20 protein-coding genes are annotated in these 22,345 nt (G+C 54.1%); all 20 read left to right on the plus strand.

What is annotated here, in order from left to right; all coding sequences use genetic code 11:
* On the plus strand, positions 1 to 4,025 hold a 4,025-nt coding region (locus WC515_05200; protein ID MFA5146748.1), incomplete at its 5' end, for a hypothetical protein.
* Between the two features lie 85 nt (positions 4,026 to 4,110).
* Complete coding sequence (locus tag WC515_05205; protein MFA5146749.1) at positions 4,111 to 6,303, plus strand: outer membrane beta-barrel protein; 2,193 nt, start codon at positions 4,111 to 4,113, stop codon at positions 6,301 to 6,303.
* Positions 6,304 to 7,254, plus strand: a complete 951-nt coding sequence (locus tag WC515_05210; protein ID MFA5146750.1) for a polysaccharide biosynthesis/export family protein — start codon at positions 6,304 to 6,306, stop codon at positions 7,252 to 7,254.
* A gap of 11 nt (positions 7,255 to 7,265) precedes the next feature.
* Positions 7,266 to 9,047 carry a polysaccharide biosynthesis tyrosine autokinase gene (locus tag WC515_05215; protein ID MFA5146751.1) on the plus strand — a complete coding sequence of 594 codons (1,782 nt, stop codon included), beginning with the start codon at positions 7,266 to 7,268 and terminating at the stop codon, positions 9,045 to 9,047.
* Between the two features lie 21 nt (positions 9,048 to 9,068).
* On the plus strand, positions 9,069 to 11,036 hold the full coding sequence (locus WC515_05220; GenBank protein MFA5146752.1) for an O-antigen ligase family protein: 1,968 nt from the start codon (positions 9,069 to 9,071) through the stop codon (positions 11,034 to 11,036).
* Positions 11,037 to 11,113: 77 nt separating this feature from the next.
* Positions 11,114 to 12,163 carry a 4Fe-4S dicluster domain-containing protein gene (locus tag WC515_05225; protein MFA5146753.1) on the plus strand — a complete coding sequence of 350 codons (1,050 nt, stop codon included), beginning with the start codon at positions 11,114 to 11,116 and terminating at the stop codon, positions 12,161 to 12,163.
* Positions 12,164 to 12,179: 16 nt separating this feature from the next.
* Positions 12,180 to 12,998 (plus strand): FAD/NAD(P)-binding protein, encoded by an 819-nt coding sequence (locus tag WC515_05230; GenBank protein ID MFA5146754.1) that lies wholly within the window; start codon positions 12,180 to 12,182, stop codon positions 12,996 to 12,998.
* Positions 12,989 to 13,495 (plus strand): 4Fe-4S dicluster domain-containing protein, encoded by a 507-nt coding sequence (locus tag WC515_05235; GenBank protein ID MFA5146755.1) that lies wholly within the window; start codon positions 12,989 to 12,991, stop codon positions 13,493 to 13,495. The genes WC515_05230 and WC515_05235 overlap by 10 nt, the downstream gene beginning before the upstream one ends.
* Positions 13,492 to 14,439: a complex I subunit 1 family protein gene (locus WC515_05240; GenBank protein ID MFA5146756.1), complete on the plus strand. Its 948-nt coding sequence runs from the start codon at positions 13,492 to 13,494 to the stop codon at positions 14,437 to 14,439. Before WC515_05235 ends, WC515_05240 begins: the two co-directional genes overlap by 4 nt.
* A 2-nt stretch (positions 14,440 to 14,441) precedes the next feature.
* Positions 14,442 to 14,873: an NADH-quinone oxidoreductase subunit NuoB gene (gene nuoB, locus WC515_05245; GenBank protein MFA5146757.1), complete on the plus strand. Its 432-nt coding sequence runs from the start codon at positions 14,442 to 14,444 to the stop codon at positions 14,871 to 14,873.
* Positions 14,874 to 15,341 carry an NADH-quinone oxidoreductase subunit C gene (locus WC515_05250; GenBank protein ID MFA5146758.1) on the plus strand — a complete coding sequence of 156 codons (468 nt, stop codon included), beginning with the start codon at positions 14,874 to 14,876 and terminating at the stop codon, positions 15,339 to 15,341.
* Entirely contained in the window at positions 15,338 to 16,531 is a 1,194-nt protein-coding gene (locus WC515_05255) for a nickel-dependent hydrogenase large subunit (protein MFA5146759.1), read from the plus strand. The genes WC515_05250 and WC515_05255 overlap by 4 nt, the downstream gene beginning before the upstream one ends.
* Positions 16,528 to 18,333, plus strand: coding sequence for a proton-conducting transporter membrane subunit (locus WC515_05260; GenBank protein ID MFA5146760.1), 1,806 nt, complete (start codon positions 16,528 to 16,530; stop codon positions 18,331 to 18,333). Before WC515_05255 ends, WC515_05260 begins: the two co-directional genes overlap by 4 nt.
* Before the next feature lie 7 nt (positions 18,334 to 18,340).
* A complete protein-coding gene (gene mbhE / locus WC515_05265; protein MFA5146761.1) occupies positions 18,341 to 18,880 on the plus strand; it encodes a hydrogen gas-evolving membrane-bound hydrogenase subunit E in 540 nt (179 codons plus the stop codon).
* Positions 18,867 to 19,319 (plus strand): MnhB domain-containing protein, encoded by a 453-nt coding sequence (locus tag WC515_05270; GenBank protein ID MFA5146762.1) that lies wholly within the window; start codon positions 18,867 to 18,869, stop codon positions 19,317 to 19,319. Before mbhE ends, WC515_05270 begins: the two co-directional genes overlap by 14 nt.
* A 4-nt stretch (positions 19,320 to 19,323) precedes the next feature.
* On the plus strand, positions 19,324 to 19,662 hold the full coding sequence (locus WC515_05275) for a sodium:proton antiporter (protein MFA5146763.1): 339 nt from the start codon (positions 19,324 to 19,326) through the stop codon (positions 19,660 to 19,662).
* Positions 19,659 to 21,167 (plus strand): proton-conducting transporter membrane subunit, encoded by a 1,509-nt coding sequence (locus WC515_05280; GenBank protein MFA5146764.1) that lies wholly within the window; start codon positions 19,659 to 19,661, stop codon positions 21,165 to 21,167. The genes WC515_05275 and WC515_05280 overlap by 4 nt, the downstream gene beginning before the upstream one ends.
* Positions 21,164 to 21,661, plus strand: a complete 498-nt coding sequence (locus WC515_05285) for a Na+/H+ antiporter subunit E (GenBank protein ID MFA5146765.1) — start codon at positions 21,164 to 21,166, stop codon at positions 21,659 to 21,661. The genes WC515_05280 and WC515_05285 overlap by 4 nt, the downstream gene beginning before the upstream one ends.
* Positions 21,658 to 22,023 (plus strand): cation:proton antiporter, encoded by a 366-nt coding sequence (locus WC515_05290; GenBank protein ID MFA5146766.1) that lies wholly within the window; start codon positions 21,658 to 21,660, stop codon positions 22,021 to 22,023. The genes WC515_05285 and WC515_05290 overlap by 4 nt, the downstream gene beginning before the upstream one ends.
* Positions 22,016 to 22,345 (plus strand): monovalent cation/H(+) antiporter subunit G, encoded by a 330-nt coding sequence (mnhG, locus tag WC515_05295; protein MFA5146767.1) that lies wholly within the window; start codon positions 22,016 to 22,018, stop codon positions 22,343 to 22,345. The genes WC515_05290 and mnhG overlap by 8 nt, the downstream gene beginning before the upstream one ends.

Consider the following 22,345-nt stretch of genomic DNA (forward strand, 5'->3'; position numbering starts at 1 on the left):
AAGAAGCGCTCCGTAAAGCCGAAGAGGCCCGTAAGGCCAAGATCGCCGAAGAGAAACGCCTCGCCGATGAAGCCAGGAAAGCCAAAGAGGCAGAGAAACTGCAGGCCGAAGAATCTCGCAAAGCCAAGATCGCCGAAGAGAAACGTATAGCCGATGAAGCCAGAATAGCCAAGGAAGAAGCGCTCCGTAAAGCCGAAGAGGCCCGTAAGGCCAAGATCGCCGAAGAGAAACGCCTCGCCGATGAAGCCAGGAAAGCCAAAGAGGCAGAGAAACTGCAGGCCGAAGAATCTCGCAAAGCCAAACTCGCCGAAGAGAAACGCCTCGCAGATGAAGCCAGAATAGCCAAGGAAGAAGCGCTCCGTAAAGCCGAAGAGGCCCGTAAGGCAAAGCTCGTCGAAGAGAAACGCCTCGCCGATGAGGCAAAGAGAGCCAGGGAAGCCGAGAAGTTACAGGCAGAAGAAGCCCGCAAGGCCAAGCTCTCCGAAGAGAAACGCCTGAAGGATGAAGCCCTCCGCGCCAAGGAAGAGGCCAGGACTAGAGACGAGGAAGCCCGCAAGGCGAAGATCGCCGAAGAGAAACGCCTCGCCGATGAAGCCAGGAAAGCCAAAGAGGCAGAGAAACTGCAGGCCGAAGAATCTCGCAAAGCCAAACTCGCCGAAGAGAAACGCCTCGCCGATGAAGCCAGAATAGCCAAGGAAGAATCACTCCGTAAAGCCGAAGAAGCTCGTAAGGCCAAGTTTGCCGAAGAGAAGCGTATAGCCGACGAGGCAAAGAGAGCCAGGGAAGCCGAGAGATCAAAGGTTGCCGAAGAGAAAAAGGCCAAGATCGCCGAAGAGAAACGCCTCGCCGATGAGGCCAGGAAAGCCAAAGAGGCAGAGAAACTGCAGGCCGAAGAATCTCGCAAGGCAAAGCTCGCCGAAGAGAAACGTATAGCCGATGAAGCAAAGAGAGCCAGGGAAGCCGAGAGATCAAAGGTTGCCGAAGAGAAAAAGGCCAAGATCGCTGAAGAGAAACGCCTGAAAGACGAGGCCCTCCGCGCCAAGGAAGCCGAGAGGCTACAAGCCGAAGAGGCCCGCAAAGCCAAGATCGCCGAAGAGAAGCGTATAGCCGATGAAGCCAGAATAGCCAAGGAAGAATCACTCCGTAAAGCCGAAGAAGCTCGTAAGGCCAAGTTTGCCGAAGAGAAGCGTATAGCCGACGAGGCAAAGAGAGCCAGGGAAGCCGAGAAGTTACAGGCCGAAGAATCTCGCAAAGCCAAGATCGCCGAAGAGAAGCGCCTGAAAGATGAGGCCCTCCGCGCCAAGGAAGAGGCCAGGGCTAGAGACGAGGAAGCCCGCAAGGCGAAGATCGCCGAAGAGAAACGCCTCGCCGATGAAGCCAGAATAGCCAAGGAAGAATCACTCCGTAAAGCCGAAGAAGCTCGTAAGGCCAAGCTTGCCGAAGAGAAGCGTGTAGCCGACGAGGCAAAGAGAGCCAGGGAAGCCGAGAGATCAAAGGTTGCCGAAGAGAAAAAGGCCAAGATCGCCGAAGAGAAACGCCTGAAAGATGAGGCCCTCCGCGCCAAGGAAGAGGCCAGGGCTAGAGACGAGGAAGCCCGCAAGGCGAAGCTCGCCGAAGAGAAACGCCTGAAGGATGAAGCCCTCCGCGCCAGGGAAGCCGCGAAGCTGCAAGCCGAGGAGGCTCGTAAGGCAAAACTCGCCGAAGAGAAGCGTCTCGCCGATGAAGCCAGGAAAGCCAAGGAAGAGCCGTTCCGTAAAGCCGAAGAAGCTCGTAAGGCCAAACTCGCCGAAGAGAAACGTCTAAGAGAAGAACCGCGCCGTAAAGCCGAAGAAGCCCGTAAGGCGAAGCTCGCCGAAGAGAGGCGCCTCGAGGATGAGGTTAGAAAAGCTGAGAGAGAGAGAAAAGCAAAGCTTGCCGAAGAGAGACACCCAAAGGACGCGGCCCAAATAGCTAAGGAAGTCGAGAAGCTGCAGGCAGAAGAGGCTCGCAAAGCAAAGATCGCCGAAGAGAAACGCCTGAAGGAAGAGGCCAGGGCTAGAGACGAGGAAGCCCGCAAAGCCAAGATCGCCGAAGAGAAACGCCTCGCCGATGAAGCCAGGAAAGCCAAAGAGGCAGAGAAACTGCAGGCCGAAGAATCTCGCAAGGCAAAACTCGCCGAAGAGAAGCGTATAGCCGATGAAGCAAAGAAAGCCAGGGAAGCCGAGAGATCAAAGGTTGCCGAAGAGAAAAAGGCCAAACTCGCCGAAGAGAAACGCCTGAAGGATGAAGCCCTCCGCGCCAAGGAAGAGGCCAGGGCTAGAGACGAGGAAGCCCGTAAGGCCAAGATAGCCGAAGAGAAGCGTATAGCCGACGAAGCAAAAAGAGCCAGGGAAGCCGCGAAGCTGCAAGCCGAGGAGGCTCGCAAGGCAAAGATCGCCGAAGAGAATCGTCTCGCCGATGAAGCCAGGAAAGCCAAAGAGGCAGAGAAACTGCAGGCCGAAGAATCTCGCAAGGCCAAACTCGCCGAAGAGAAGCGTATAGCCGATGAAGCAAAGAAAGCCAGGGAAGCCGAGAGATCAAAGGTTGCCGAAGAGAAAAAGGCCAAACTCGCCGAAGAGAAACGCCTGAAGGATGAAGCCCTCCGCGCCAAGGAAGAGGCCAGGACTAGAGACGAGGAAGCCCGTAAGGCCAAGATAGCCGAAGAGAAGCGTATAGCCGACGAAGCAAAAAGAGCCAGGGAAGCCGCGAAGCTGCAGGCCGAAGAGGCTCGTAAGGCAAAACTCGCTGAAGAGAAGCGCATCGCAGATGAAGCCAGAATAGCCAAGGAAGAAGCACTTCGTAAAGCCGAAGAAGCCCGTAAGGCGAAGCTTACCGAAGAGAAACGCCTGAAAGATGAGGCCCTCCGCGCCAAGGAAGCCGCGAAGCTGCAGGCAGAAGAAGCCCGTAAGGCGAAGCTTGCCGAAGATAAGCGTATAGCCGACGAAGCAAAGAGAGCCAGGGAAGCCGAGAAGTTACAGGCAGAAGAATCTCGCAAAGCCAAGATCGCCGAAGAGAAACGCCTGAAAGACGAGACCCTCCGCGCCAAGGAAGAGGCCAGGGCTAGAGCCGAAGAGGCCCGCAAGGCGAAGCTTGCCGAAGAGAAACGTCTCGCCGATGAAGCCAGGAAAGCCAAAGAGGCAGAGAAACTGCAGGCCGAAGAATCTCGCAAGGCAAAACTCGCCGAAGAGAAGCGTATAGCCGATGAAGCAAAGAAAGCCAGGGAAGCCGAGAGATCAAAGGTTGCCGAAGAGAAAAAGGCCAAACTCGCCGAAGAGAAACGCCTGAAGGATGAAGCCCTCCGCGCCAAGGAAGCCGAGAAGTTACAGGCAGAAGAGGCCCGCAAGGCGAAGCTTGCCGAAGAGAAACGTCTTGCCGACGAGGCAAAGAGAGCCAAGGAAGCCGAGAGGCTAAGAGCAGAGGAAGCCCGTAAGGCCAAACTCGCCGAAGAGAAGCGTATGGCAGAAGAGGCGCAAAGAATTGAAGATGAGACGGCGAGCAAGGCGGCTCTTCTCAAGGCCAAGGTAGATACTCTTTTGAAAGGTAAAGATTGGGAGGCACGGAAGGCCGCTGCCGATGCCTTTGGGGAAGCGCGTGACATATCCGCCCTTCCGGCCCTTATCAAGGCATTGCAGGATACCGATTGGGGTGTGAGACAATCGGCCGCCCGCGCCCTCGGTATGATAAAGGACCGTTCCGCCGTTCCTGTTCTGGTCAAGGCGTTGAAAGACGATGAGTGGGATGTCCGTGAAACGGCCGCCCGCGCATTAGGAGAGATAGGAGACCCTTCAGCCATCCCGGCGTTGACCGGGGCGTCAAAAGATGACGATGCCGATGTCCGCGAAGCAGCTACCCAGGCATTAAATGCCATACAGAACCCTTCCGGCACTTCAGCGGGTAATGATACCCGGAAAATGACAGGACAAGAACCGCCAGAAGTACCGATCCCGGAGAGCGAGAATAAGGAAATTAAAGAACCGGAAGAGGGCGGTAATGAAAGTCTCGAATAACATAGCGGCCGTTTTTTTTGTTATATCGCTGACTTTTTTATCTCCATCTCTTATTTCGATTTTACAGGCGGAGGAGAGGGGAGAGATGACAGAGGGCAGCCAGACCGCCGAGGATTATTACCGGTTGTGGAGCGAGTGCTTCGACCGCGGAGATTATGAAAATTCAATACCTTTCATGAAGAAGGCGATCCGGCTCGACCCTGCTTACGAGGATAAGATACGGGCCCGTATAGACCGCTCCGTCGAGGACGAGCTTGTACACATATCTTTCGCCGGAGGAAATGCCACTGCCGAAGATCATTACCGTATATGGTGCGAATATTTTGACCGCGGCGATTATGAGAACTCCGTGCCGTTCATGAAGAAGGCGATAGAGCTCGACCCCGCTTACGAGGATAAGATACGCGCCTACATAGACCGCTCCGTCGAAAACGAGCTTGTGCACATATCCGTCGCCGAAGGCAAAGCCACCGCCGATGATTATTTCATGCTGTGGCGCGAATATTTTGACCGCGGCGATTATGAGAGCTCCATGCCGTTCATGAAGAAGGCGGTCCAACTTGACCCGGCTTACGAGGATAAGATACGCGCCTACATAGACCGCTCCGTCGAGGACGAGCTGATCCGTATCTCGGCCTCCGAAGGCAAATCCACCGCCGAGGATTATTTCAATATGTGGCGCGAGTGCTTTGACCGAGGCGATTATGAAAACTCAATACCTTTCATGAAGAAGGCAACCCAGCTCGACCCGGCCTACGGGGATAAGATACGCGCTTACATCGACCGTTCCGTGGAGAGCGAGATCATCCGGGTGTCCGTCGCCGAAGGCAAAGCCACCGCCGATGATTATTTCATGCTGTGGCGCGAATATTTTGACCGAGGCGATTATGAGAGCTCCATGCCGTTCATGAAGAAGGCGGTAGAACTGGACCCGTCATATACCGAGAAATTCCGCTCTTACCTGGAGAGCGTAGAGGCGGAGACGCTGATACAGATAGAGGAAGAGAGGGAGAGGGTACGGGAGGAAGTCCTTGAAAGAGAGAGGGCGCGGGAATTGATAACGATGCAGCGCGGCACAGGAGATGTGGACCTGGGCAAGATGCGTCCGTTAAAATTCGGCCCTCTCACATTGAGGCCTTCGATCAGCTATCAGTTCAAGTGGGACGATAATATCTTCCTTACCCCTGATGACAGAAGGGCCGATTATGTCTCAACGGTAACCCCGAGTTTCGGCGGAAATCTTGACCTGCCCTTCGCCCTGCCGTTCATCGTATCGGCAGGCGGTGTGACTTTGGAATCGGAGTCCCGCGTGCCGGAGCATACATTGTTCAACCTGGAGTATAAACCCATAATAAAGACGTTCCTTGAACACCCGAAAGAGAGCAACGTCGGCCATTCCTTCATAACGACGAGCGTCATCCCGAGTAATCTCTTCGGCGGCAGGGGGAAGCTGGTCTTCGGGTTCAAGGACATACTGCTCTTCACTACCGATCCGGCGACGAACGAAGACGTAAAGTTCACCCCGCGGTATAATAATGAAATGGAGTTCAAGGCCAAATATACGCCGGCTGAAAAGATATCCATGGCGTTCGCATATCTGAACATACTGGAGTGGTATAAACCGGAATCCAGACAGGAGTTCAGTTATAGCCAGCATGTCCTTACGCCCACGCTCTATTATAATATGACCTCCAAGAGCACGCTCTTTATGGATGCCGATTTCGGGAAGGTGGCATACTATACCGGAAACCGCAATTCCACATTTCTTCAGATAAGCGGCGGCATAACCGGTAAGATAACCCCCAAGACGGACGTATATCTTAAAGCCGGATACCAGTTCAGGGCATATGAGAACAAGAATATTTACGGCGATTATAATTCTCTCACGATGACAGGATCCATGTCCTCCATGCTCAGGAAAGATGTTGTTATGAAACTGATGCTTGGCAAGTCGATAGTCGAGTCCACATACCAGGATAACGCCTACTTTGACCTGAAGTACGCGGAACTCGAGCTGGTGAAGCATATAAGCGGGAAGACGTCTTTATTGATAGGCGGCAGCTTAGGGAAGAACGATTACCCGAGGAACAGCGAGGAAGACGAAGGGGTGAGGACAAGGAGGGATTACGTCTGGGGTCTTAAGGGAGGGTTGTCGTATAGGATCACGCGGTGGCTCGACTCCAGCTTAGCGTACGAATACAAGGGCAGGGATTCGAATTTCAAGCGGTATTACTACCGCGACAACAGGCTACTCGTGAATTTGAGGGCATCTTACTAAATGAAAAGACCGTTCCCGGATCTTTATAGATACAGGATAAAAGGGACAACCCTGATATGCGCCGCGTCTCTTTGCATATTCGCACTTGCAGATGCTTCATATGCCGAAGAGGCGAAGGTGGAACCGGGCAATGTACCGGGGAGTGCCGCCGTTACGGCCAAAGATGTCAAACCACAGGACAGGGCCGCAAAAGATACATATGTCCTGTCGTTCGGCGACGAGATCGATATAAAGGTCAGCGGCGAAGACGACCTTTCAAACATGTATAGAGTCAATAATAACGGGGAGATAAGGTTCCCTATCCTGGGAAAGATAAAAGTGGAGGGCATGACGATATCCCAGATGGAGGAGCATATAAGCAAGCTGCTGGAGAGGGATTATTTTAAGATAAAAGTGACCGTTGACGCACAGATCAAAAAATTTCACAAGAGGAGGGTCACTATCTCCGGCGAGGTCAAGAGCCCCGGGCCGTTCGATTTTGGGGACGATAAGAATATGACGCTGGCGGAACTTCTTACGCTCGCAGGCGGCCCCACCGAAAAGGCGTGCCTGAACAGGACCACTATAATACGCTCCGAACCGGACGGCAAGACCAGGAAGCTGGAGGTGAATGCCGGGGATGTAATGGCCGCCAAGGCAAAGGACATAATCCTCAGCCCCGGTGACAGAGTCAACGTGCCCAGCGCGAACGTCATTGTGATCGGAGAGGTCACAAAACCCGGGACCTACGGTTTCGGGGATGTCAGTAAGCTTACGTTATTAGGGGCCATATCTACAGCGGGCGGGTTCACCAGGATAGCCTCGTTGAATCCTGTGACGATCATACGCGTCGATGAATTCGGCAACAGGAAGCAGATAAAGGTGAACGTCAAAAATATATACTACGGCAAAGAGCGGGATGTCCCTCTTGAGCCGGATGACATAATAGTTGTCCAGGAGAGCTGGTTTTAGGGAGGCATTTTATGGCTCAGCAGTCCGTCTCTTTTGAAGAGACGCCCCGGGAAGTCACGTTCAAGGATTATGCCGATATCGTCATTAAAAGGAAGAGTGTCGTCATATCTTTTTTTGTAATGGTCTCATTCATGGCGGCCCTGCATAACATTACGCGCCCCAATATCTATTCCGCCACGTCCCAGATACTGATACAGGACCCGTCCAAGGCCTTTAAAACTGCGCCCGAGTTGCAGCAGTTCTCTCTGAGCACCGGCGGGCTCAGGTCCCAGATAGAGCTGATGAAGAGCGCTTCTGTGGCATCCGCGGTGATCGAGAAGTACGACCTCATGTCGAAATACCCGGGCATCCTGGGTACCGGCCTGAAAGGCGCCGCGAAGGCGGCGCGGGGTATGGTAAGCATAAATCAGATAGGCGAAAGCCGGGTTTTCGATGTGGTGGCGACCTCAACCAACCCGAACCTGTGCGCGGAACTGGCTAACGGCCTCGTTGACGAATATATAGAGAAGAATATAGTCACATCATTCCTGTCGTCTCCCGACATGTTGAAGAAGATGTTCCCCGACGGCGACGGTAAGACGAGGGCCGATGCCATATACGGGAAACTTAGGGGGATGTCAAAGGATGAAGTCCTCCAGTCGCTTCCATATGTGGTAAAAAACCCGAAAATGGCGGAGCTCAAAGAAAAAAAATCGGACATCTCCAAGGACCTCGCCCTTTATTCCGCCAAATATACGGACAAACATCCCAAGGTCATAAAAGCGAAGAGGGAGATCCAGGCGGTAAAGGAAGAGATGCAGGCCCTCTCAGGTAACATCGTAAGCGAAATGAAGGACTCGATGAGCGGGAGGTTCGACATCAGCAACGTAAAGGTGATCGAATATGCGGATGTCCCGGCCTCCCCGATAGGCCCTAAACGCCTGAAAGATTTTCTCCTTATATCCATTATGGCTTTCTTCGGCGCCTGCGGCGTCGCGATCTTTATCGATTATCTCGACAATACCGTAAAGACACAGGAGGACGTGGAAAAATATGTAAGATTGCCGTACCTTGGGTATATACCGCTTGTGAAAGATGCCCCGGTCAAAGGTAAACCCGTCAGCATAAGCGATTATGTCGTAGTGAATCCGAAAGACCGCCGTTCAAATCTGCTGGAATCGCTGAGGAATGTGCGGACAAGCATCACCTTCTCCGCCCCTCCGGACGCGCTTAAGTCGATACTTATCGCGAGCGCCCTCCCGAAAGAAGGCAAGTCCACAATAGCGCTTAACCTCGCCATCGTCGTCGCAGGAGACGGGTCCAGGACGCTGCTGGTGGACGGCGATATGCGGCGTCCGAGCCTGCACAAGATGGTGGGGTCGCATACGGCGAAGGGGTTGAGCAACTACCTGACATCGAAAATGGCCATTGAAGAAGCGGTGGTGGAGACAAGATTTGAAAATCTCTATTTTATGCCGTGCGGGCCGATACCACCGAACCCGTCGGAGCTATTCGGTTCCTACCGGATGAAGGAGCTTCTGGACGAGGCGGGGAAGAAATACGACAAGATCATATTCGACGGGGCCCCGATCTTCGGGATATCGGATTCCGTGGTGCTGGCCAAGGCCCTCGACGGAGTCATACAGATCACCAGGTTCGGCAAGGTCACCTGGGATATGGCAAATAAGTGCAAACAGAGGCTGCAGAACCTCGGGGTGAAGATGATAGGGGTGATCATAAACGGCGTCGACACCAGAAAAGAATCGTACTATTACAAGTATTACGATTACAGGTATCATAAATACTACGAGTAGCACATCCATGAGGTGTTGCGATTGCGAGATATAACCGGCATTTTTCTCCAGTGCATACTTATAGCCGTCCTGATACTTTCGCCCGTCCTGTTTGATTCACGCGATATCCCCGTAATGGCGTTAATGGAAGTGCTCATCTTCTCTTCCGCTCTCCTGTGGTTCCTCAGGTCCGTACTATCCGGAAAGATAATCGTAACGAAGACGACCCTGTACCTGCCCATGTGCGCGTTCATCTTATTGCTGTCGGCACAGCTTCTGCTGGGAAAGGTGACGGGCGGGCATCTCGGCACCATATACCCGTACATCACAAAGCTCTATTTTTTCAAAGTCCTTTCATATATGTGCCTCTTTTTCATTATCGTGAACACCCTTCGCTCGCGCCGCGAGATAAACCGTCTTATATTCACGATCCTCGCCGTCGGCGTCATGCTGGCGGCATACGGGATCGTCCAGAAGGTATCCGGCGTCACCAGGATATTCGGTGTGCGAGAGGCCGAGGAGGTGCTCCTGATATATTCGAGCTACACTAATTGCAACTATTACTCCGGTTATATGAATATGGTCATATTTCTCGCGCTGGGTGCGTTCTTTGCGTACCTGGCATACCTCGAAAAGGAGAGGGGTTACCGGCATTTTGACGTATTCGAGGGGTGGAATTTGATCTTTCTATTCGCCATAGGTATCATGACGGCAAGCCTTCTGCACACCCTTTCCATGGGCGGCATCATCGTCTTTTTCGCGTCGTCGGTATTCTTCTATGTTTCGTATTCGGAGAAGATGTCGCAAAAAAAATGGATCCTTCCGGCAGCCCTTCTTTTCACGGCGGCCATAGCGGCGGTCGTGTCGGCATGGTTCTTGCGCGGGATGTTATCCAGGATCTTCAGCGAACTGGCAGCGGTGTTGGGCAACATCAATACCTATGGGTTACGCGTGCCGTTGTGGGCCAGGGCGATCGGCATGATGAAGGAACATCCCATCCTCGGCATAGGCGCCGGCACGTTCAGGTATATATTCCTCAAATATCAGCCGCACGTGAACGTATCTTTTGCGCACCCCCACAGCGACTACCTGGGTGTCTTGCTGGAAAGCGGCGTTATAGGGTTTTCCATATTTGCGCTCGGGATGTCCTCTTTTTTCAAACGTTACATACGGCTTCTCCGGTTGCGCCACAACTCTTATTCCAGGGCCATCGGATACGGTTGTCTGGCATCAGCCTTTTCGATATTCGTCTTCAGCTTTGTCGATTCCAATATGCGGGTTATGTCCAATGCGCTCCTCTTTTCGGCCATCCTGGGTATAGGTTTTTGCGCCATCCACTCCAGGTCCGACGGCGCTGAAGACGAGGACGCCATCTTTAAGACGAAGACCTTCCGGGTAGAGGGGGCAGTAAAGAGGGCGGCCCTCCTGGGCGCGGGAGTGGCATCTTTTTTATATCTGGCCAATGCAATCACGTCCCTGGCCGTTGCGGACGTGTACGGCATCTTAGGGTCGGCGGAAAAGAGGGCCGACCATCTTGAGACGGCAATAGCGTTGGAGCCGTCCGCCTCCGAGTACCATTATGATCTCGCATATCTCTTCTCGAACGGTTTCAGCAAAAAGACGATGCGTAACGGAGGCTCGGCCGGAAAGGCGATAGCGGAGCTGGAAAGCGCGGTGCGGCTAAATCCCGCTTTCAGCAAATACCATCGCCGCCTCGGTTTCTTATATAGCTGTGTCGGTAAGGGTGAAAGGGCCGTGGAGGAGTTCAAGAAGGCCCAGGATACGGAGCCGTTAAACCCTTTCAATTACTTCCTCCTGGCGGCGCACTATTTTAACGAGGCAACGGCCGTCAGGGGAGTGAACCCCGCAGGCTCCGGGGCGATGGATAGAGGCGTCGCGGAATACAAAAAGGCGCTGTCGCTCGACCCCGCGCTCACCGTGTACAGGCACAGGGATATCATTGACGATTACGGCAGTGTTAAGAGGGCCCTGAAAGAGTACTCCCTCTAGCGCCCGCCTATAAGGCGCGCCGGATTTTGCCTTGACATAACCTCACCCCTATATTAGAATAAACATTCCCCAAAATTATGAGTAACGATATCTATACCATAACTCGGAACGATCTTTTTGACCTCCTCACAAGGTTGTCGGGAACGAGCAGGGTCTTTGTCCCTTACCGTAAAGGGGAGAGACTCTCCTTCGGGCCCTTTGACCCGGCGAAGGAGAGCGCAATAGATCTCGGAGGGATTCGGCAGAGCCAGCCGCTCAAGTCGTTCCTTAACCATCCGCGGGAGAAGGTCACGGGAGGTCCGGATAGCGACAGCAGGCCCGTTGTGATAGCCGGTGTCAAAGGATGCGACCTCCAGAGCCTGGTGCTGCAGGATTTCGTGTTCAAAGACGGAGATCTTAAGGACCCGTTCTATGTCAATAACAGGGAACGGTGCCTGATAATATCAAGTGACTGCACCTACGCGCGCGAAACATGTTTTTGCACAGCCATGGCAGGCGCGCCGTATCCAAAAAAGTATTTTGACCTTAACCTATCCGATGCCGGCGGCAGCTTTCTCGTCGAGGTCGGCAGCGAAAAAGGGATGGGTATAGTAAATGTGTATAAAACTTTCTTCAGGGATGCTCTACCCGGAGAGATCGAGAAGAGAGATGCCGGGAGGCAAAAGGTCGCGGGCGAGGTATCGCGGTATATCTCCGAACGAGGCACGCCGAATACGGAGGCGATCAGCGGTATGATGAAGAGGCATTACAATACGGTCGGGCTCTGGCAGGATTCTTCCTCGACCTGTGTCGAGTGCGGCGCCTGTAACCTCGTATGCCCGACCTGCCATTGTTTCCTCCTCTTCGACGAAAAGGTGAACGAAGGGTCCAGGCGGCTCAGGATATGGGACTCCTGTCTCTACAACAGTTTTGCCAGGGTCGCAGGAGGCGCGAACCCGCGCAAGCATCTGTACGAACGCCTCCGGAACAGGTTTGACAAGAAATTTGCCTTCTTCCCGGAAGTCCTCGATTACTTTGCCTGTACCGGATGCGGCCGGTGCATTGAGGCCTGCCCCGGAGATATAGATATCCGGGAGGTGCTCAAGGGGCTCGTTAGGGGCGAGTGGAGTAAGCCGCCGCATAAGTGAAAGCTGAAAGCTGAAAATGGATAATCCGTATCGTTACATAGATGCAGAGATAACGGGCGTAGTGACGGAAACGGCCAGTATAAAGACATTCACGCTCAAACCGAAAGAGCCGGTAAGCTTCCGGGCAGGCCAGTTCATGGATGTCACCGTGCCCGGGACAGGAGAGGCGCCCTTTACGCCTTCCTCGAACCATAATTCGTGCGAGACGCTCGACTTCACGATAATGAAAGCCGGGCGCGTTACGAAGGCGCTGCACGGGATGGGCCCCGGCTCCATGGTGGGATTGAGGGGGCCGTACGGCCTCGGCTACCCTTTAAAAGATTTTAAGTCAAAAGAGGTCTATATAGTCGGCGGCGGCGTCGGCCTTGCGCCGCTCCGGGCACTTCTCTACGCGCTCTTTAATGAAGTGAACGATTACAGGAAGATAATAGTCAAATACGGGTCCAGGACGCCCAAAGACATCGTTTACAAGAATGAGATAGAGGGCTGGAAGAAGAGGGGCCAGCACGTCGAGCTTGAGGTGACGACGGATATAGGGGACGAAACGTGGAAGGGCAACGTGGGCCTCGTAACGACTATACTCAAGGACCGGGGGTTGGATATGGAGACGGCCGTCTCCATCGTATGCGGTCCGCCCATAATGATGAAATTCACCACGTTCAAACTCCTGGACCTGGGGTTCAAGGAGCATAATATATACCTTTCGATGGAGAAGAATATGTCCTGCGGCATAGGCAAGTGCGGCCACTGCAGGGTGGGGCCGTATTATGCATGCAAGGACGGGCCGGTATTCACGTACGATAAGCTGAAGGACCTGCCGAATATATGGGAATGAGACAGTTATTGATCGACTTGGACATATGCCAGAGATGCGAAGAGTGCGGCTCGATCTGCAGCTACACCCAGCACCCCGGCAATAACGGCATAACGACGATGCGGGAGCTGGCGCACTTTGCGGTCATATGCCGGCGCTGCGATGATGAGCCGTGCGTCGGATCATGCCCGTGGGAGGCGCTCGAGAAACAACCGGACAGGGTGCTTAAGCGGTATATGATGAGGTGCACCTCATGCAAGTCGTGCGCGAACGGCTGTCCGTTCGGCACCATATATCCGGAGACGATACCGTTCATAATATCGAGATGCGATCTCTGCATCGGCAGGTTGCGTGGGGACGCCGTACCCATATGCCTCGAATCATGCAGCCACGGCGGCGTTAAATACGGGGAATTCGAGGAGAAGAAAGAGGACGGTATATACAGGGTCTCTGACAGCATAATGGTGAAGACGAACCTTAAGTGGGAGCGCATACTCCAGACGGTGCATAAGCGATGAACATGGTCAAGGCGGCAGAATATATAGCCCTATTCCTTCTCTTCCCCGGATTCCTCTTTTCCGTTGCTATGGGATGCCTGGTGGGCTGGATCGACAGGAAGGTCACGGCGAGGGTGCAATGGCGCGTAGGCCCCCCCTGGTATCAGAATTTTGCCGACATGATCAAGCTCTTATTTTATAAAGAGACGCTCATGCCGGAAGGCGTTTCGAAGGGCATCTTCCTGGGCATGCCGCTCATAGCGGCCGCAAGCGCGTCGCTTGTATCGACGATGATCCTTGTAGTAAATCATGCCCCCGGGAAGGGTTTCATAGGAGACCTCATAGTCATCGTCTACCTTCTTATGATACCGCCGGTGGCCACCATGCTGGGCGCCTTCGCGTCACGCAATACGCTGGCATCGCTAGGCGCGTCGCGCGAGATGAAGATGATGCTCTCATATGAACTTCCGTTCATACTTGCGCTGATCGTCCCTGTGATGAAGTCGGGATATGCCATAAAGCTGGGAGATATACTATTGTACCAGGAGATGAACGGGGCCATCATAGGGAGCGTCTCCGGATCATTGTCCTTTATGGTAATGATCATCTGTATCCAGGCGAAGCTGGGGCTTGTGCCTTTCGACATCCCCGAGGCAGAGACGGAGATAATGGCAGGCACCTTCATAGAATATTCCGGGAAGGCCCTCGGCATATTGAAAGCGGCCAGGGCCATATTGACGTTCATCCTTCCCGTGATAGTCATGACATTGTACATGGGCGGGATAAAGCCCGGACCCGGAGGATTTTTAAAGAGCATATCGGAGTATGCGGCCGTCGTGGTCATGCTTGTACTTATAAAGAATACCAACCCGAGGGTGAGGGTAGACCAGGCGCTCAGGTTCTTCTGGGGACCCGTTACCGCGATATCGATAGTGGCCGTACTGGCCGCATATATGGGATATTAGCCATGGGCTTCAAAGAGAAGATATTGACGAGATCCATTTATGTCTTTCACGTTTCAAGCGGCAGCTGCAATAACTGCGATATCGAGATCATCGATTGTCTTACGCCGCGGTTCGACCTGGAACGTTTAGGGATAGTACTGGTGGGGAGCGTAAAACACGCGGATGTGCTTCTCTGCACCGGTTCCGCAAATAAGATGACGATACCTCTCATAAAAAAACTTTATGACCAGATGCCGAAACCGGGCTTTGTGATCGCCTGGGGCGCGTGCGGTTCTTCCAGGGGGCTATTCAAGGATAGCTACAATACCGGCACCCCGCTCGACGAGGTCATCCCGGTAGATATGTATATCCCCGGATGTCCTCCCAAGCCGGAGGCGGTCCTGGCGGCCCTGGTGAAACTTGTAAATAAGATAAGGGCGAAAAAGGAAATATAGATGACGATCGACGAGATATTGGCTAAATTACAGGGGCGCTTTACCAGCAAAGTCCTGAAGACATACAGGCATTCGGATAAGAAGGCGTACGTCGATATATATCCGAAAGATATCGTAGACCTGACGCGCTATCTATTAAAAGAAGCGGGCCTGAGGTTCAATATCGCGAGCGCCGTAGACACATTTGAAGGCATCGAGATACTGTACCACTTTGCGCTGGACCGGTCCGGCCTTGTCGTATCCGTGCGCGCGCTCATATCGGACAAAGCCGACCCGCATATCGATACCATAACATCCGTGACAAAGTCCGCATGGTGGATAGAGCGGGAGATACACGAGCTATTCGGCGTGGAGTTCAACGGCAATGATGACCTGAGGCCGCTCCTGCTCCCGGACGACTGGCCGAAAGGCGTATATCCTTTAAGGAAGGACTTCATAGTCCCCAAGAGAGATTCGAGGAAAGCATGAGCCACAACGCGCACGTGCCGATAGGGCCGTACCATCCGCTCCAGGAAGAGCCGGAATTTTATAAACTTGTAGTCGAAGGCGAGAAGGTCGTGGACGTCGATGTGCGGATCGGTTATAACCACCGCGGCATAGAGAAGATATCCGAGTCGAAGAGCTTCGACCAGTCGATATTCATCGTGGAGCGTATCTGCGGAATATGTTCAGGCAGCCACCCCATAGCGTGTGTCAACGCCATTGAGGATATAGACGGTATAAAGGTGCCGGAGAGGGCGCTCTACATAAGGTCGATCATCCAGGAGCTCGAACGCATCCACTCGCACATGCTCTGGCTGGGTCTCGCGGGCCACTTCCTCGGTTACAACACGGTCTTCATGTGGGCATGGAAGTACAGGGAGGACATATGCGACATTATGGAGACGGTGACCGGTAACAGGCAGAATTATGCCATGATGAAGGTCGGCGGGGTACGGCGGGATATAGAGAAAGAGCACGTGTCATACATACTGCAGCGTCTCGACAGGTTCCTGCGCAATCTCGATAAACTTAAGGGGGCGGTATTGGATGACCCGGTCATCCATGCCCGCACGAAGGGCGTCGGCATCCTGACCAAAGAAGAAGCGGTCGATTACGCGGCGCTCGGTCCGACGGCGAGGGCTTCCGGAGTGGATATAGATGTCCGCAGGGACCATCCCTACGCCGCCTATGATAAGGTCAAGTGGAGCGTAATAACCCAAAAAGAGGGCGACGTATTCGCCAAGACGGTCGTCAGGATACTCGAGATGTACGAAGCGGCCGGTATAATACGGCAGTGTCTCGACAGGATGCCGGAAGGGCCGATAGACGCCGGCGTGAAGGATATCTCGCAGGGCGAGGGGATAGGGCAGTGCGAGGCGCCCAGAGGAGAGTGTTTTCATTACGTTAAATCCGACGGCACCAACTCTCCGGTCCGCCACAAGATAAGGGCCCCGACATATATGAACTTTCCCACGTTCAGGGAGACGGTCATAGGACAGACGGTCTCGGACGCGACTATAATATTGGCCGCGATAGACCCGTGTTACTGCTGCACCGAGAGGATGGTCGTGATCGATGAGCGCGGAAAAGAGAAATTGAACGCCCAGGACCTCATAAGGTTGTCGCAGGAGAAGACGAAAAGGATAGCGGAGAAGCTGGGAAAAGGGTTGTCATGACCTATACGGCGCTTACATATATCATAGGCATACCGGTTATCGCAGGCATCGTATGCCTTGCCGTCCCCGACAGGATAAAGTCGCTGGCGAGGGCCATCGCAATGACGGCCACCCTGGCGGCCCTGGTCCTTTCGGTGCGTATCTTCATCCATAAAGAGGAATGGGCAGGGCTCTCATCTTCGCTATTTTCCGTCGATGCCCTTTCCGCGTTCATAGGTATGGGTGTTACTGTGTTCGCTTTCCTGATAGCGCTCTATTCTTGCGGGTTCATCGCCAAAGGCGTAGGGAGGTATTTTGGCTGGTACCTGTTGGCCCTGGCAGGTTCCCTGGGGGTCTCATTCGCCGATAACCTTATAATCCTGCTCGTCTCATGGGGATCCCTGGCGGTCGTCCTTTATCTTCTTGTGAATATGAGCGCCACCAAAAGGGCCGCCGAGTCGGCAAGGAAGGCGCTCATCGTAATAGGCGGCACGGATGCCGTCATGATATTCGGGATAGCCGTTCTCTGGGCCATGACGGGGACTTTCTCGATGAGCAAGATGCATATCCCGCTGAACGGGATACTGCCGTTTGCCGCTTACCTCTCCCTGGCGATAGCGAGCTTTGCCAAAGCGGGCGCAATGCCTTTCCACTCATGGCTTCCTGACGTTGCCGAAGACGGCCCCGCGCCGGTCACCGCCTACCTTCCGGCGTCGCTCGACAAACTTCTGGGCATATACCTTCTGGCCAGGATCTCAATGAACGTATTTATCATGAACGATATCAGCCGCGGGCTTCTCCTTATCGTAGGTTCGGTAACGATAGTCCTGGCGGTCATATACGCCCTTGTCCAGCACGACCTGAAACGGCTCCTCGGGTATCATGCGGTTTCCCAGGTAGGGTATATGATACTCGGTATAGGTACGGGTAACCCCATAGGGATAGCTGGCGGCCTCTTCCATATGCTGAACCACGCCATATACAAATCGTGCCTCTTCCTGGCAGGCGGGGCCGTCGAGAAGGAGACGGGTACGACGGACCTGGATAAACTCGGAGGGCTTGCCCAGGCCATGCCGGTCACCTTTCTGGCCTTCCTGGTAGCTTCCCTCTCGATATCCGGTATCCCGCCTTTTAACGGGTTCGCCTCAAAGTGGATGGTATACCAGGGGATCATAGAATCGGCCTGCGGTAAAGGCGGCCGCCTGTGGGTCCTCTGGCTGACGGCAGCCATGTTCGGCAGCGCGCTCACCGTCGCCAGTTTCATGAAGCTTGTTCACTCCGTATTCCTCGGGCGGCCTTCCGGGAGTCTGGATAATATAAAAGAGGCCGTCTCGGCTATGAAGCTCCCCATGGTCATACTGGCGGCGCTATGCGTCGTCTTCGGTATATTCGCGTTCAGCGTGCCGCTTTCGATCCTTATATTGCCTGCCATAGGAGCCCGGGTCTCATACGAAGGGCTCTGGAGCCCCGCCATTGCGACGGCGCTTGTAGGCATAGGAGTATTCGCGGGCTTTCTCATTTACCGTCTTTCCGGCAGAAAGTCGTTCCGTACGGTCTCAACGTTCGTGGGCGGGACAGACCAGGAAGATCTCGGCAGGATATCGGGTACGGAATTCTACGATACCATCAGGGACCTGAAAGGGCTCGGTGCGATATACAGGAAAGAGGAAGCGAAGACATTCGATATATACGAAATGGGCAGGAAGGCGGTGGGCATATTTACGCGTATGGGGCAATATGCCCACAACGGGGTACTGCCGACATATATGGTGTGGTGCCTGCTGGGCATGGTGGGCATGTTCCTGGTACTCTTTTTAAGGTAGGATAAAGATGATAGAGATAAATTTTATACTCTTCTTCATGATCGTAGCCGCCATAGTAGCGGTCGAGGTGAAGGACCTGCTGTCGGGCGTCATCGCCGTAGGCGCCGTAGGCATAGGGCTTTCCATGGCGTTCCTGGTCCTGAAGGCGCCGGACCTGGCCGTAATGCAGCTCGTGGTCGAGATACTCTGCCTTATCATATTGATACGGGCAACGGTGCGGAAAGACCTCCCGTTCAGCACCTCCGGAAGATGGTTCTTCAATACGCTCTCCACGCTATGCTTTCTGGCCGTATTCCTGGCGCTAGCCTACCTTTCCATAAAAGAGATGCCGCCATTCGGCGAACCCGAGATGAGGGTGGGGAAGATGTATATTGCCGAGGCGCAGGCAAGGACAGGCGCGCTGAACGTGGTGTCGGCCATAGCTTCCAATTTCCGGGTGTACGATACGCTCGGCGAGGTGGCGATAATATTTACGGCAGTCGTAGGAGTGCTCGCGATCGCGCGCAGCGTAGCTCACAGGAAGGAAGGGTCTCATGATGGGGCGTGACAGGGAGCCCGGGATGACGGTGATCGTCAAGACGATAACGCGCCTGACGCTGGGGTTCATCCTGCTTTACGGCATATATATATCGCTTAACGGGCATAACGCCCCGGGAGGCGGCTTCGCGGGCGGGGTCATCGTCGCGCTCTCTTTCGTCCATGTGATGCTCGCCTTCGGCAAGAAGGTCGCGCTGAAGCGCCTCCATTCATATGTGATGCGCGGGGCGATAAGCCTGGGCGCGCTCGCATTTCTCTATACGGTCATGGTCAGCTTCGGCGGCGGATGCGTACCGCTTAACCTTTTATTCGGACAATTTAAGTCGTGCCCGGTCTTCAACAGCGAGGTGACCGTCCCGTTATGCGAAATGGTCGTTGTAGGCGCGGGGCTCTTCGCCCTGTTTACGGCGCTTGTTCTTCTGTCGAAAACCGATAAGGATTCGGAGTGATCCTATGACCGCGTATATATTATGCCTCGTGCTCTTCTCGGTGGGGTTATACTGTGTCCTCAGGAAGAGGAACCTGATCAAGATAATAATCGGGATAGGTATCATGGAGTACGCGGTAAACCTCTTCCTGGTCCTGGTCGGTTATTCCTGGAGAGGGCGTTCCCCGATATTTGACCGCGCCCAGGTGATAGACAAGATGGTAGACCCGCTTCCGCAGGCCCTTGCCCTGACATCCATAGTAATAGGTCTTTCGGTAACGCTTCTCCTGGTGGCGCTCGCCATCCGGATATATGAAAAGTACGGGACATTTGATATAACAAAGATAGACAGGCTTAAAGGATGAACTGCCCTAATACAGCATTATTGCCGTTCCTTGTCGCTATCCCGCTCGGGGCGGCGTTTATCATCACGTTCGCAGGAAAGAGGATAAAGGGAGCCGGCGAGGCAATGGCGACGGCCGCCGCATTCGCCGGACTGCTCATATCTATCAAGATGCTCTTTGCCCCAGGCGCCGGGGCATCCGCCATAGTATGTAAAGTGGGAAGCTGGGCGCAGCCGCTCGGTATATCCCTCGTAGCGGACGGCCTCTCGGTCTTCATGCTGGTCACGGTGAACCTGGTCGCCTTTATAGTATCGGTCTATTCGATAGATTACATGGGGCGGTATACGGACAGCTGGAAGTTCTTCGCGCTCTTTTCGATCATGCTCGCCGGCATAAACGGTGTCCTGGTAGCGGGCGATATATTCAACCTTTATCTATTCCTGGAGATGGCGGCCATATCCGGATATTTCCTCGTGGCTTTCGGGATAGACAGCGACGGGCTTGAGGCATCCTTCAAGTACGCCGTCATGGGTTCCGTGGCGTCCTCATTCATACTGATGGGCATAGCTTTCCTTTATAGCTACACATCCACGCTTAATATGGCCGATATGGCCGGCGTGCTGGCGGTCAAGGGGGGAGGCAGGGTGGTGGATTTTGTGGCTGTACTCTTCCTTATGGGTTTCGGCCTGAAAGGGGCGCTCGTCCCGTTCCATTCATGGCTTCCGTATGCCCATTCGTCGGCGCCTGCGCCAGTGTCGGCGATGCTCTCGGGCGTTTCCATAAAGGTGCTCGGCATATACGCCATCATGAGGATATTCTTCAACGTCTTCTCCATGCCGCCGGGGATATCCGCGATACTTATTACGCTTGCGGTAATGTCGATGGTCGTCGCGAGCATACTTGCCTTCGGCCAGACCGATATCAAGAGATTGTTCGCATATTCCAGCATCAGCCAGGTAGGTTATATAGCTCTCGGGCTGGGGGTGGCAACGCCGTTATCCGTCGCGGCCGCGCTGTTCCACCTCTTCAACCACAGTGTATTCAAATCGCTCCTCTTCCTGAATTCCGGTTCGGTGGAACGGGTGACCGGGACAAGGGACCTCTCAAAGATGTCCGGCATAATATCCGCTTCGCCGGTGGTCGGCTACACCAACCTGGCCGGCTCCCTGTCAATATGCGGCATGCCCCCTCTGGGAGGTTTCTGGAGCAAACTCCTTATCATACTGGCATGCATCCAGGCGCGCCACCCCATTTTAGCGCTGACAGCGGCGCTTGTGAGCATACTGACATTGGGCTACTATTTCATCGCGATGACGCCGGCGTTATTCGGCGTGGATCGCGGACCCGCCGCTAAGAAGATATCCTGGTCAACCGCCTGTGCGCTGATAGTGCTTTCTATAATAACCGTTGCAAGCGGGCTTATCCTCTTACCGGGCGCAGGCCGTTTGGTGATCACGAATACGGCCGCCGTGCTGACTTCCGGAGGGTCCGGATACGTAAATGCCATTGCGGGGGCGCTGAAATGACCGCAAAGATCGTCCTTTTCATGCTCTGGCTGTTCGTATGGCTCTTCCTGTCATGGCCGCCCGACACTTCGCAGATAGTGACGGGGATACTCGTATCGCTCTTTGTGACTTTAATGACAGGGGACCTCTTTACACGGCGCGCCCGCGTATCCCGGGGCGCGGGACGGTACCTGTGGTTTTTGTACTACGTCGCGGTATTCCTTACCGAGTGCGTCAAGGCCAATATCGATGTCGCATGGCGGGTGATACATCCCGACGTGCCGATAAGGCCGGGCACCCTGAGGGTCAAATTGGACCTGAAATCGGATACGGGCATCACATTCCTGGCCAATTCGCTTACCCTGACTCCCGGCACCACCAGCGTCGACATAGACAGGTCCGGCGGCATTCTCTATATCCACTGTATCTCCATAAAAGAGTCGGCCGACGGTTCATATGCCAAGATGGCTGTGGTAAAGAAGTTTGAGGATATTTTGAGGAGGATATTCGAGTGAAGAACAGGCGCATCAGGTGGTTTGCGGGCGCGGCAGCGACGCTCATATTGCTGGGCGCGATACTCTTATCTCCTCTTCCCTCGATCCTAAAATGGCAGTCGGAGTTTTTGAGCCGCTCTCTGATGTGGCTGATCCTCTCCGCGTGCCTCTGCCTGTGGCGCATACTGCGCGGGCCGACCGCGCCTGACAGGGCGGTCGCCGTGGACATGCTCGGCATACTCATAGTCGGGTTCTGCGCCCTGCTGAGCATACCGACCGGAAGGGACTGGTATATCGATATAGGTATCGCGTGGGCGCTTCAGAGCTTTATCGGTATTATGGCGCTGGCTAAATATCTGGAAGGGAAAGATTTCGATGAATGAGACGATCGGAAGCATATTGATAGTCATAGGACTGGCATTCGATTTTCTGGGATGCCTGGGGCTGATCCGTTTCCCGGATGTCTATAACCGCCTCCAGGCGTCGGCGAAATGCGTTACGCTCGGCACGTGCGGCATACTGTTCGGGCTCTTCCTCTTTCAGGGGTTTACGGCGACGGGCATAAAGGCGCTCTTATGCCTGGCCTTCATACTGCTGACGGCGCCGGTATCCGCCCATGCGCTCGCCAGGGGCGCCTATCTCTCCGGCGTGAAGCCGTGGGAGGGGACCGTCGTAGATCAATACGGCGAAGACCTGAAAAAATAA

This window comes from Candidatus Omnitrophota bacterium, assembly GCA_041650805.1.
In the GTDB taxonomy this organism is placed as follows: Bacteria; Omnitrophota; Gorgyraeia; order 2-01-FULL-45-10; family 2-01-FULL-45-10; genus JBAZKM01.